The following is a 12,054-nucleotide window of genomic DNA, read 5'->3' as shown; positions in this document are numbered from 1 at the left end:
CAAGCGTCTGGGCCGAAAATGATTGGATGTGCGGGTGACCGAAGACGAGCACGCCGAAGTTCTCCTCGCCCGCTGTGTGCGCGAGGTCGTCGAGTTCGCCGACGCCGAGGGCTGGGGAAACCCGCCGCAGATGTTCGCGTTGGTGCCGACCGCCGACCTGGCCGCGGCCGAACCGGACCTGCAAGACCAGCTCGACGACGGCAGCGAGCTGACCCCCGTCGCCCAGGAAGCCTTCCCCGACGACATCACCGGCGGGTCGATGGCATTGGACGAGTTCCTGGCCACCACCACCTGGCCGCCCGCGGTCGAAGGCTGCGTGCTGGTGCAGGAGATCGTGGTGCTGCCGCCCGACGCCGAGAGCGATCTCGACGAGGCCCTGGTTCCGCTACTGGCCGATGACGAGGCCGCCGACGCGGCCGGGCGCGCCGCCGCGCACGCGCATCCGGGTCGCCGCGACGCCCGGCTCATCGCGGGTGTGCTGCGCCAGGGCGCCACACTGTGCCTGCTGCAGATCCGTCCCGAGGACGACGACGGCTTCGGCGACCTCGACCTGCGCACCTACCCCAACCTGGCACCGGGCCTGGTCGAGGCCCTGCACCACACGCTGGAGTGACTACCCGCAGCTGATCGCCTCGCGACCGGCGTTGATCTCGGCCAGTCCGGCGATCGCGCTGTCGAGGGTGTCGACCTTCACCAAGCGCAGGCCCTCCGGAGCACGCTGACCGGCCTCGTTGCAGTTGTCGGCGGGGACGAGGAAGGTTTCCGCGCCTGCCTCGCGCGCCGCGATCATCTTGTACTGGATGCCACCGATCGGGCCGACCTTGCCGTCCTGGTCGATGGTGCCGGTGCCCGCGACGAACTTGCCGCCGTTGAGTTCGCCCGGGGAGAGCTTGTCGATCAGCGAGAGGCTGAACATCAGCCCGGCCGACGGTCCGCCGATGTCGGCGAGGTTGAACTCGACCTGCAACGGCGGACGTCCGCCTTCGCCCGGGGTGATGCCGAGGTAGCCCTTCGCCTCGTCGCCGGGACGAGGCGCCAGGGTGATCGGACTGGTCAGCTCGAGGTCGCCGCGACGGTGGACAACGGTGATGGTGGCGCCGGGCGCCTTGGTGCCGACGATGTCGATCACGTCCTTGGGCGTGGTGATCGGGGCGCCGTCGATGCTGATCAGCTCGTCACCGACCTCGAGCACGCCGTTGGCCGGTCCGTCCTCGCCGAGTCCGCGGACCAACACGACCGTCGGCATCTTCAGGTAGTGCAGCGCGGCGACCTCGGCATCGCTCTCGGAATCCTTGAAGTCCTGCTGATTGGACTTGTCGACCTCTTCGCGTGACACGCCGGGCGGGTACACCTCGGCGCGCGGCACCAGGCCGTGCTCACCGCTGACCCAGAACCCGAACGCCTCGAACAGGTTCAGCCCGTCGCGCACCGACACGGTCGTCATGTTCAGATGCCCGCTCGTGGGATCCAGTGGCGCGCCGGTGACATCGACCACCTGCTTGCCCTCGACCTGGCCGAGGGTGTCGAAGGTCGGGCCGGGGCCCAGCGCGACGAACGGCACGGTGACCACGCTGCCTGCCACACCGAGCACGAGGACAGGGACGAGGGCGACGATCAGGGTGAGGATCCGACGATTCACTCGGACCACAGTAGTGATCAACGGCCGTGACCGACGGCAGTGGCACGCTTTACGGCGTGGGCGTCGTCGCGCGATTTCGCGATGCGCGAACACCGTGGGCCGGGGGGTCCCGCGTAACGTAAGAGGTATGAGCGATCTCCCCTTCGGCTTCTCGACCGGCGACGACGACGATTCCGGCAAGCGTCGCGACGAGGGCAACGGACCCGGCGGAAACGATCCGTTCGGGTTCGGAGCGGGCGGCGTCGGTGGTGCGGGCGGCTTCGATCCGTCGCAGCTGGGCCAGATGCTGAGCCAGCTCGGGCAGATGATCAGCGGCATGGGCCAGGGCATGGCTCCCGGCGGTTCACAGTCCGGCCCGGTCAACTACGACGTCGCCAAGCGACTGGCCCGCCAGCAGCTCGGCTCCAGCATCGCCCCGATCGCCGCGGGAACCACCACCGCGGTGACCGACGCGGCGCACCTGGCCGAACTGTGGCTCGACGGCGCCACGGTGCTGCCCGCCGGCGCCACCAAGACGGTCGCGTGGACCCCGAACGACTGGATCGAAGAGACGGTGCCCACCTGGAAGCGCCTGTGCGATCCGGTGGCCGAGCAGATCTCGGGCATGTGGACGGCGCAGCTGCCCGAGGAGGCCAAGCAGTTCGCCGGGCCCATGGTCGGCATGCTCGGCCAGATGGGCGGGCTGGCGTTCGGCTCCCAGCTCGGTCAGGCGCTCGGCCAGCTGGCCAAGGAGGTGCTGACCTCCACCGATATCGGTCTGCCGCTGGGCCCGGCCGGTACCGCCGCGCTGCTGCCGACCGCGATCTCGGCGTTCAGCGAGGGGCTAGAGCAGCCCGAGAGCGAGATCATGGTCTTCCTGGCCGCCCGCGAGGCCGCCCACCAGCGGCTCTTCGCGCATGTGCCGTGGCTGCGTCAGCAGGTACTCGGCGCCGTGGAGGACTACGCGCGCGGCATCAAGATGGACTTCTCCGCGATCGAGGAAGCCGCGCAGGGCATCGACCCGATGTCGCTGAGCGACCCCGCCAAGCTGGAGGAACTGCTCTCCCAGGGCACGTTCGAACCGCAGACCACGCCCGAGCAGAAGCAGGCGCTCGAGCGTCTGGAGACCCTACTGGCGCTGATCGAGGGCTGGGTCGACGTCGTGGTCAGCGATGCGGTGGGTGAGCGCCTGCCGGGCGCGAACGCGCTGTCGGAGACGCTGCGTCGCCGCCGGGCCACGGGCGGACCCGCCGAGCAGACGTTCGCCACGCTCGTCGGACTGGAGTTGCGGCCGCGCAAGGTGCGTGAGGCCTCGGCGCTGTGGCGGCGGCTCACCACCGACGCGGGGATGGAGCGGCGCGACAAGGTGTGGGAGCACCCCGATCTGCTGCCCGATTCCACCGATCTCGACTCGCCTGCCGGGTTCATCGACTCCATCATCGGTGGCGGCACCGGCGCTTTCGACGACCCGCTGGCCCAGCTGGCCGCGACCGAGGCGCGCGAACGCGACGCGGCCGGTCTCGGGAAAGCCGAGGTCGAGGAGTCCGATTCCGACGAAACCCCGCGCGACGAGGGTGATTCCGACTCGGGTTCCGGCAAGGCCTGATCCACGTCGCCGCCGAGGTCGGTGAGAAACTTCCGATCTCGGTGGCGCAACACGGTTCCGAGGCTAACGTTCGTCGCGAAACGCGGCGACGACCCGCGGTACAGCGGTTGTTCACACTTCGGAATCCGCCGGCCGACACGCCGAAAGCCTGTGGATAACTGCACTTTCGGCGCACCTGGCGCCGCTGTCGGGTGCCGATACTTCTGGCATGACGACCACCTCCCCACTGCGCGGGCCGATGCTCAACCCGCGAGTGACCACCCTGGTTCGCCCGTCCGGCACGGTCCAGCTCGGCTGGGACCCCGAACGCGCGCTGCTCCTGGAGACCACCGAGCACGACACCGGTACCGTGCTCGCCTTCCTTCGCCTGCTCGACGGCTTGCAATCGCGGCCCCAGATCATTTGGCGGGCGGGCGAATTCGGCATCAGCCCCGATCGCACCATGGGCATGCTCACCGCGATCGAGCGTGCGGGCCTGCTGCTCGAGCCCGAACCCACACTGGGCAAGATCCGCGGCATCACCGTGCACGGCCTCGGTCCGCTCTCGGATGCCGTGGCGATCGGATTGCGGCGCATGGGTTTTCGTCCCACCCGCTCGCGTGCGTACCGGCCCGACAGTCCGCTCGGTACCACCGCGGGCGATCTGGTGGTGCTCACCGACGCGTTGATGATCGACCCCGGTCTGTCGGTGGATCTGGTGTTGCGCCGGGTGCCGCACCTGCAGGTCCGAGTCCGCGACGGGGTCGGTGTGGTCGGCCCGCTCGTGCTGCCCGGCGAGACCAGCTGCCTGCGCTGTGCCGACCTCACCCGGGCCGGATTCGACAACGACTGGCCGCATCTGGCCGCCCAGCTACTCGGCCGCACCGGGCACGCGTCCCCGGCGGGCATCGCGGCGACGACCGCGCTGGCGCTCGGCGAGCTGGAGGCGATCGTCGCCTGCTCACCGCGGCGTCCACCGCGCACTCTCGACGCCACCGTGGAACTGAACCTCGACACCCACGAGATCCAGCGCCGGCCGTGGCTGCCGCATCAGGATTGCGGATGCCGGAACATGACCGCACGCGCGCCGGAAACCGCCCGGTGACGGGCGTCGCATCGGCCGGTGTGAGCATTCTTATGGCACACACCCCGCGAGTTCGGCCATGATGGGTACCGTGTCCGAGATCGTGCGCCGCAGTTCCAGCCGCAATGCCAAGTTGGCCAAGATTCCGCTCGGCATCGCCGGACGAGCCGCTGTCGGGTTCGGCAAGAAGCTCGTCGGCGGTGACAAGAAGCAGATCAACGCGAACCTGAACCAGAAAGCAGCCGAGCAGCTGTTCACCGTGCTCGGCGAGCTCAAGGGCGGCGCGATGAAGTTCGGGCAGGCGCTGAGCGTGATGGAGGCCGCGGTCCCGGAGGAATTCGGCGAGCACTATCGCGAGGCGCTGACCAAGCTCCAGGCCGCCGCACCGCCGATGCCCGCCGAGACGGTGCACCGCGTGCTCGACCAGCAGCTGGGCACCAAGTGGCGGGAACGCTTCACGTCCTTCGACGACACCCCGGCCGCCTCGGCCAGCATCGGCCAGGTGCATCGCGCGGTCTGGTCCGACGGTCGCGCGGTGGCGGTGAAGGTGCAGTATCCCGGCGCCGATGACGCGCTGCGCGCCGACCTGAAGACGCTGTCCCGGATGACCGGACTGCTCTCGTCGGTGATCCCCGGCGCCGATGTGAAGCCGCTGCTCGCCGAGATCACCGAACGCACCGAGGAAGAACTCGACTACCGCATCGAGGCCGCCAACCAGCGCCGCTTCGCCGCCGCGTTCGAGGGACACCCCACCATCGCGATCCCGAAGGTGGTGGCGGGCGCCCCGAAGGTGATCGTCACCGAGTGGCTCGACGGCACCCCGGTGTCGGCGCTGATCAAGGCGGGCGCGGAGGACCCCGAGGGCACCTTGGCGCAGCGCAACCGGATCGCCGAGCTGATGGGGACCTTCCACTTCAGCTCGCCCGAACTGGTCGGCCTGCTGCACGGCGACCCGCACCCCGGCAATTTCCTGGTGCGGGCCGATGGCACCCTGGCCGTGCTCGATTTCGGCGCCTGTGCGCCGATGCCGGACGGCTTCCCGGAGGTCCTGGGCCGCATGCTGGCCCTCGCTGTCGCCGACGAGCACGCGGCCCTCACCGAATTGCTCTACGAGCACGGCTGGGTCATTCCGGGCCGGGTGGTGACCCACGAGGAGATCGAGGCGTACCTGCGCCCGTTCAGCGACCCGATTCGCACCGACACCTTCCACTTCACCCGCTCGTGGATGCAGCGGGTGGCGGGCAAGGCCTCCGAGTTCTCCAGCCCGGAGATGAAAACCGCTCGTGCCCTGCAACTTCCGGCCGAGTACCTCACCGTCTTCCGGGTGCTCGGTGGCTCGGTCGGCATCCTGGCCCAGCTCGACGCGGAACTCGGCTTCATGAACCTGGTCCGCACCTGGGTGCCGGGCTTCCGCGCCGAACAGGCTTCGTAGGGCACCCCTCGCCCGGGGCGTCTCAGTCGGCGGATGCCCCGGACGAGCGTCGGCCCACCGTGCACAGCAGGTGCACCACGATGCCGACCACGGCGGCCATGGTGACGCCGCTGCCGAGCAGCAGCTTCAGATCGGCGGGGAAGCCGCGGTAGAGGGCGGGAACCAGGATCGGCAGCAGGCCCGCGGTGAGGGCCGCGGTGGTGGTGAGCAGGGCCGCGTCGTCGTTCAGGTCGACTTCGCGGAACAGGCCGATCGCGGACGCGATGATCGTGGCGAACACGATGGCCGCCGTCGCGCCGACGACGGGGCCGGGCAGGGAATTCACGATCCGGCCGACCGGGGCCACGAACGCGGCCAGGATCAACATCAGGCCGGTCAACGCCGTGACGTAACGACTGCGAACACCGGTGAGCCGGATCAGCCCGATGTTCTCACCACTGGTCACCATGGTCGGTCCACCGAACAGCCCGGAGAACAGGGAGGTGACAGCGTCACCGCGGATCGTGCGCCCGACCGTGGGCGCCGTATCGATCTGCTTGCCGACCACCTGCGCGTTGAGCACCGTCTGTCCGGTGGCCTCGGCCATCGAGCCGATGCTGAACACCAGCAGCGGCACGGCCGCCAGCAGGTCGAAATGCGGTGCGCCGAACAGGAACGGCTCCGGCAGTTGCACCAGCGCGTCACCCGGGGCGAGCGTGAACCGGCCGAGCGCGGCCGCCACCGCGGTCCCGACCCCCATTCCGATCAGCACCGACACGCGTCGCCAACCGGAAGGCAGGAAGCGATGTGCCAGCACTGTCGCCGCGATGGTCACCCCGGCGATGATCACCGACCTGACCGGTGTCGGGTCGTCGGCGGAGGTGATCAGATTCGCGCCGACCTTCACCAGGTTCACCCCGATCACCAGGATCATGGCGGCGATCACGACCATCGGCAGGAAGCGCACCAGCTTGCGCGCGATCGGTACCAGCGCGATGCCGGCGACCGCGGTGATCAGTACCGCGCCGGTGGCGGTGGCGGGGTCGTAGGTCTGCGCGGTCTGGATGAACAGCACCACCGCCGCGCCACCGGGCAACATGACGAACGGCAGTCCGGCCCCGAGGCCGTACCGGCCGCCGGACTGCAGGATGGTGCCGATACCGCTGAAAAGCAGGGCGCCACAGAGCAGGGCGCGGGCCGCCGCGTCGTCCAGGTGCAGGCTGCGGCTGATCAGCAGCACCGAGGTGAGCGGCATCGCGATCATCACCACCAGGTGCTGTAGCGCACCGGCGAAAGCCCGGCCCGCGGGCGGAATCTCGTCGACCGGCGCCACCACCGGTTCGGTCACCGCAGCCATGGGAGTTCCTCGGCGCGGTATCGGTAGGCACGGAAGATCGCGTTGGAGATACCCGGAAACACCTGGGCGGTATCGGGATCGGGGTATTCGGTGAACGAGGGCACCACGTACTCCCAGCAGATCTGGCGTTGCGGGGTCACCTCGAAGATCCGTCCGAACGCGGCCTCGGTGATCAGCGTGTTGCCGTTGGGCAGCCGCTGCGCACCACCCATGAAGGGAGTGAAGAACGCCTCACGCGGGGAGTCCTGATAGGTCCACCCGACTTCGCCGGTGGCAGCGTCTATTTCGACGACGCGGCTGTAGGTGACCGACTCTCCGGTGCGGAAGGTACCGTTGTCGAACACCAGGATCTTGCCGTCGCCGAGCGGGGTGGCGTGATGCTGTTGAGCGACGGTGTCGCGGTCGGCGAGCTCGGTGACCACGCCGGTGCGCCGATCGATCAGGATCACCGCGGAGACGCTGCGCAGACTGGCCACCACCGTGTGCTCGTCGAGCGGGTGCACGCTGTTGATCAGCGGCCAGTGCTCACGCCAATAGTGCGGCTGCAACGCGAATTCCGCGGGATCGAGATGCTCGACCGCACGCCACTCCCAGATCGGCGCGCCGTCCGGGCCGACCTCGCGGATCACATCGGACCAGACGATCCCGTCGGCTTCGGTGCCGGGCACGCCGCCCTGGATCCGTGCCGCGTCGGCGCCGGTGAGCGGCTGCACGGCGGCGTAGAGCACGCGCCCGTCGTCGTAGTGGTGGGCGTCGTGGTGGGCCAGATCGTCGCGGAACTCGGACAGCTGAGTACCGGTGTGGTCGTAGCGGGCCATCGAACCGCCGGAGTACTTGCGCCACATGGCGAACAGCGACGCGCGGGCCAAGGTCGCACCGTTGTAGGCGAGCGTGCCGTCGGCGAGGATGCGGGCGTGCCTGCCCGGGCGGTAGGGCAGGTGCCATTGGTGGACGATCTCGCCGTCGAGGTCGACCAGGTCGACTCGACCGTTGCCCGCCAGCGGCGCGTAGAGCGTGAAGCCGGGCGAAGCCAGCTCGGCATTGCTGCCGATCAGCCCGATGCCCCGGCGCTTGAGGGTGTTCTGTTCCATGCCGCCTCTTCCTGAATATTCGATGCCACTGAATATTCAGTAGAATCACGGGAACAGGAACCGTTCCGATCACGGTGCGCGAAACCCGCTCACCCCCTGGTCGGCCGCCGAAACAGCGGACCAGCACCGGTCGCGGGCACTGAAGATTCACTACAGTCACAGACACAGCCAGGACCGAGGACACGGAGGCGATCAGTGGCCAGTGAGCACATCCGGAATCGGCAGCTCGGCACCGTGATCCGCGATCGGCGACTCGCCGCCGAATACACACTGGCCCGCCTTGCCGGCGAAACCGGCCTGTCCCAGTCATTTCTGAGCCAACTCGAGAACGGCCGGACCAACACCAGCCTGCGCTCGCTACAGCTGATCGCCGACGCGCTCTCGACCACCGCGACAGCTCTGCTGGCCGCGGCCGACGACACCGCGCCCGCGGCCGTGGTCCGCGCCGCCGACGACACCGCCCTGCCCCAAACCGAGCCCGGCGCGGGCACTGTCCGGTCCCTCGTCCACGGTGACCGCGACCTGCGCGCCCTGGAATTCACCGGCGGTACCGATCGCGGTGACCGCGATTTCGTCCACCGATCCGACGAGATCATCCACGTGATCCGCGGCCGGATCACACTGGTCGCCGACGGCACCGAACACGATCTCGGCACCGGTGACACCTATTACTGCCGCGCGGGTGAGAAGCACCGGTGGTGGGCGCACTCCCCGGACACCACCACGTTGGTCCTCGCCGTCGCCGACGGTCGCACCGTCAAACGCGCATCCCGCACAGAGCAAAACGAACCGCTCACCATGACGAGGTGAGCGGTTCGCTTGCGGTACAACCCTTTTCCCGGGTTCATGCCACGATCGCGACCTTGCGCGGGCGACCGCGGGGGCGCTTACGGGCGATCACGACACCCTGGTCGAAGATCTCACCGCCCCACACGCCCCACGGCTCGGCACGATCGATGGCCGCGGTCAGGCAGCCCTTGCGGATCGGGCAGGCCGCGCACAGTTCCTTGGCCTGCTCGAGATCGGTGGGGCTCTCGGCGAACCACAGATCGGGGTTTCCGCCCCTACAGGGCAGAGTCCTGGTGACCTCACGGACGCGAGGGGTCTGCGCCACGGTTCGGCATGTCACGTCAGCAGTGGCCGTCGGCCAGTCCTGGGCGGTGAACACGTCGTTCTCCTTCAGCTCGTTTGCAGCGGTCGAATGTTCGGTGTGCGAACCCGGTGCCAACGGCTGAGGAGCCGAAAGAAAGATGGCCACGGATTTCGCTTCTCGCGATCCGTGGCCAGGAGGTCTGGGAGGTGTTCCCTACCTAGTTCGACATCTCTGTCGAGACCTGATCACGGTCGCTGGGTGGACGCGGAGGCGGATTGCGCCGATGAACTCCGGTGCGTAACCGGCTTCATCGGCGATTGCTGCCGGTGCCGCAACGGCGGTCGGCTGCCAACCCACGTTGGGCTTGTCCTGGAGACGAATCGGAGTGTGCTGATGGACGACAGTCATCGGCACAGCTTTGGCATCGACGCCGGACAGGCCGGTCCCCTGCAGAGCGAGGACCCCCCGGGAGGCGGACATGACAAATCCGTTCACCAGGACGCGATTACTCATCGCATCGAACGTGGTGTTCGTGTTCGTGTTCATGTGTCTGCCTCCCTCCTGAACTCGTGTGTGAACAATTACCGCGCACCGGGATCACTCTCGGTGCGTGTTCTCCACCATAGGCAATGATCGAGAACCGAACAACTTATTTTCTACCTGGGGTTTTGTGCCGTTGCCCGCAAACGTGACGCAACGATGGCGAGCACGTCGGCACCGTACTGTTCGATCTTCTTCGCGCCGATACCCGCGATGGCCGCCAGCGCGGCGTCGTCGGCGGGCAGCTGTTCGGCGATCGCGGTGAGGGTGGTGTCGGTGAACACCACGAAGTCGCGCCGCTGCAGCGCTTCGGCCTTCTCGGCTCGCCATTCCTTCAGCGCCTCGAGCAGCTGGGGGTCGACCTCGCCCGGGCAGCGCCTGCAGCGGCCGAGCATGGTGGCATAGGTGCCGATCAACGGCTTGAGGCACACCCGGCACAGCGGACGTGGGGTGTCGGCCTTGACCGGGACTTCCACGGCGATCCGCGAGGCCGCCGAACTGTCCGGAATCAACCCGTTGAGGAACCGCGACCGGGTCACCGGCCGATAGTCACCGCCCGCTTGCAGCCGCCGCTGGGTCCACGAAAGGCTCAGATGTTCGCGCGCCCGCGTGACGCCGACGTAGAGCAGCCGGCGCTCCTCCTCCAGCCCGGCTTCGTCGACGGGCGCGTTCTTGCGACCGAGCACATGGAAGATCGGCAGCGTGCCGTCGGTGAGCCCGGCCAGGAACACCGCGTCCCATTCCAGGCCCTTCGCCGCGTGCAGCGAGGCCAGGGTGACACCGTCGACGATCGGTGGATGCTTGGCCTCGGCGCGGGTCGCGAGCTCGCGCAGCAGCGCTGTGAGATCCATGTCGTCGTCGTGGCTGACCAGTTCCTCGGTGAGCTGCACCAGCGCCAGCAGCGCGGACCAGCGCTCCTTCGCCTGCGCACCGGCCGGTTCCTCCGCGGTGAGCCCGACCGGCGCCAGCGCGGCCCGCACCAGCGTGATCAGCGACGCCCCGCTGCGCGCCTCGTCGGGCAGGTCGTCGCGCGCGTCGACCTGACGCAGCGCCGACACCGCCTGCCGCACTTCCTGACGCTGGAAGAATCCCTCGCCACCGCGCACCTGGAACGGAATCTCCCGCGCGCCGAGCACCTGTTCGAACGGTTCCGACAGTGCGTTGGTCCGGTAGAGCACCGCGATCTCGGACGCGGGCGTTCCGGCGGCGATCAGCTTCTCGATCCGCCCGGCGACGGCGACCGCCTCGGCCTGCGCGTCGGCGTACTCGGCGAATTCCGGTTCGGGGCCGTCGGGCCGCTGACCGATCAGGGCCAGGCGGGTACCGGCGATACGTCCGCGCGCGGCACCGATGACCTGGTTGGCCAGCGACACCACCTGGGGTGTCGACCGGTAGTCACGTTCGAGCCGCACCACGGTGGCGTCGGGGAAGCGCCGGGAGAAGTCGAGCAGGTAGGACGGGGTGGCCCCGGTGAACGAGTAGATGGTCTGGTTCGCGTCGCCGACCACGGTGAGGTCGTCGCGCTCGCCCAGCCACGCGTCGAGCACGCGCTGCTGTAGCGGCGTCACGTCCTGGTATTCGTCGACGACGAAACTGCGGTAGCGACCGCGGAACTCGTCGGCGACGGCCGGGTAGTCCTCGAGTGCGGCCGCGGTGTGCAGGAGCAGGTCGTCGAAGTCGAGCAGCAGGCCGTCGGCGGAGGCTTTCGCGGATTCGTAGCCCTGGTACACCTCGGCGACCTTGGCCACGTCGACCGGCGCGTCACGATGATGTCTGGCAGCAGCGGCCGGATAGTCCTCCGGGGCGATCAGCGAGGCCTTCGCCCATTCGATCTCGCTGAGCAGGTCGCGCACCATTTCGGTGGAGGCGCGCAGTCCCGCCCGCTGCGCGGCCTGCGAGACGATGGGGAACTTGCTGTCGATCAACCGCCACGGCACATCCCCCACCACCTGCGGCCAGAAATACCGCAACTGCCGCAGCGCCGCGGCATGGAAGGTGCGCGCCTGCACCTGCCCGGCGTCGCCACCGAGTCCCATCGTGCGCAGCCGATTGCGCATCTCCCCCGCCGCGCGTGCCGTGAAGGTCACCGCCAGCACCTGGTCGGCCTTCACATGCCCGCCCGCGATCAGGTGCGCGATCCGATGCGTGATCGTCCTGGTCTTACCGGTCCCCGCACCGGCGAGAACACAGACCGGCCCCCTCGGTGCCCGCACCGCGGCGGCCTGTTCCGGGTCGAGGGCGGTGAGATCGAGTGCTGGCACGCGCACCATCATGA

Annotated in this window: 11 protein-coding genes; 5 read left to right on the top strand and 6 right to left on the bottom strand. The window is 68.7% G+C overall.

Annotated elements, in window-relative coordinates:
• The first annotated feature begins 34 nt into the window (after window positions 1-34).
• Window positions 35-613 (top strand): PPA1309 family protein, encoded by a 579-nt coding sequence (locus ACFVJ5_RS16320; RefSeq protein ID WP_266292347.1) that lies wholly within the window; start codon window positions 35-37, stop codon window positions 611-613.
• Here the strand turns inward: ACFVJ5_RS16320 and ACFVJ5_RS16315 are convergent, their stop codons facing one another.
• The gene (locus ACFVJ5_RS16315) at window positions 614-1,639 is read right to left on the bottom strand and encodes a PDZ domain-containing protein (protein ID WP_379220882.1); all 1,026 of its coding nucleotides are present in this window, start codon (window positions 1,637-1,639) and stop codon (window positions 614-616) included. It abuts the gene before it with no gap.
• Window positions 1,640-1,766: 127 nt separating this feature from the next.
• Between ACFVJ5_RS16315 and ACFVJ5_RS16310 the strand changes: the two genes are divergently transcribed.
• From ACFVJ5_RS16310 to ACFVJ5_RS16300, 3 genes are all read left to right on the top strand, one after another.
• Complete coding sequence (locus ACFVJ5_RS16310; RefSeq protein WP_379220880.1) at window positions 1,767-3,224, top strand: zinc-dependent metalloprotease; 1,458 nt, start codon at window positions 1,767-1,769, stop codon at window positions 3,222-3,224.
• 208 nt (window positions 3,225-3,432) lie between these two features.
• Window positions 3,433-4,308 (top strand): TOMM precursor leader peptide-binding protein, encoded by an 876-nt coding sequence (locus ACFVJ5_RS16305; RefSeq protein WP_379220878.1) that lies wholly within the window; start codon window positions 3,433-3,435, stop codon window positions 4,306-4,308.
• 61 nt (window positions 4,309-4,369) lie between these two features.
• The gene (locus ACFVJ5_RS16300) at window positions 4,370-5,719 is read left to right on the top strand and encodes an ABC1 kinase family protein (protein ID WP_379221879.1); all 1,350 of its coding nucleotides are present in this window, start codon (window positions 4,370-4,372) and stop codon (window positions 5,717-5,719) included.
• A 22-nt stretch (window positions 5,720-5,741) separates the two neighbouring features.
• Here ACFVJ5_RS16300 and ACFVJ5_RS16295 read toward each other — a convergent pair whose 3' ends face one another.
• Window positions 5,742-7,055, bottom strand: coding sequence for a uracil-xanthine permease family protein (locus ACFVJ5_RS16295; protein WP_379220876.1), 1,314 nt, complete (start codon window positions 7,053-7,055; stop codon window positions 5,742-5,744).
• Window positions 7,043-8,146: an aryl-sulfate sulfotransferase gene (locus ACFVJ5_RS16290; RefSeq protein ID WP_379220874.1), complete on the bottom strand. Its 1,104-nt coding sequence runs from the start codon at window positions 8,144-8,146 to the stop codon at window positions 7,043-7,045. Before ACFVJ5_RS16290 ends, ACFVJ5_RS16295 begins: the two co-directional genes overlap by 13 nt.
• A 195-nt stretch (window positions 8,147-8,341) precedes the next feature.
• Here ACFVJ5_RS16290 and ACFVJ5_RS16285 point away from each other — a divergent pair, with 195 nt between their 5' ends.
• Window positions 8,342-8,956, top strand: coding sequence for a helix-turn-helix domain-containing protein (locus tag ACFVJ5_RS16285; protein WP_378651889.1), 615 nt, complete (start codon window positions 8,342-8,344; stop codon window positions 8,954-8,956).
• A gap of 34 nt (window positions 8,957-8,990) precedes the next feature.
• On the opposite strand, the gene ACFVJ5_RS16280 is transcribed toward ACFVJ5_RS16285, so the two are convergent.
• The 3 genes from ACFVJ5_RS16280 to ACFVJ5_RS16270 form a co-directional block, all read right to left on the bottom strand.
• Window positions 8,991-9,314, bottom strand: a complete 324-nt coding sequence (locus ACFVJ5_RS16280) for a WhiB family transcriptional regulator (protein ID WP_379220872.1) — start codon at window positions 9,312-9,314, stop codon at window positions 8,991-8,993.
• Window positions 9,315-9,452: 138 nt separating this feature from the next.
• Entirely contained in the window at window positions 9,453-9,785 is a 333-nt protein-coding gene (locus ACFVJ5_RS16275; protein WP_379220871.1) for a hypothetical protein, read from the bottom strand.
• A 110-nt stretch (window positions 9,786-9,895) separates the two neighbouring features.
• Window positions 9,896-12,052: an ATP-dependent DNA helicase UvrD2 gene (locus ACFVJ5_RS16270; protein WP_379221877.1), complete on the bottom strand. Its 2,157-nt coding sequence runs from the start codon at window positions 12,050-12,052 to the stop codon at window positions 9,896-9,898.
• Window positions 12,053-12,054: the final 2 nt, after the last annotated feature.

The sequence above is a fragment of the Nocardia sp. NPDC127606 genome, assembly GCF_042671725.1.
Classification (GTDB): Bacteria; Actinomycetota; Actinomycetes; order Mycobacteriales; family Mycobacteriaceae; genus Nocardia.
Note: the sequence above shows the minus strand (reverse complement) of the source record. Positions and strands in the feature narration are given on the sequence as shown.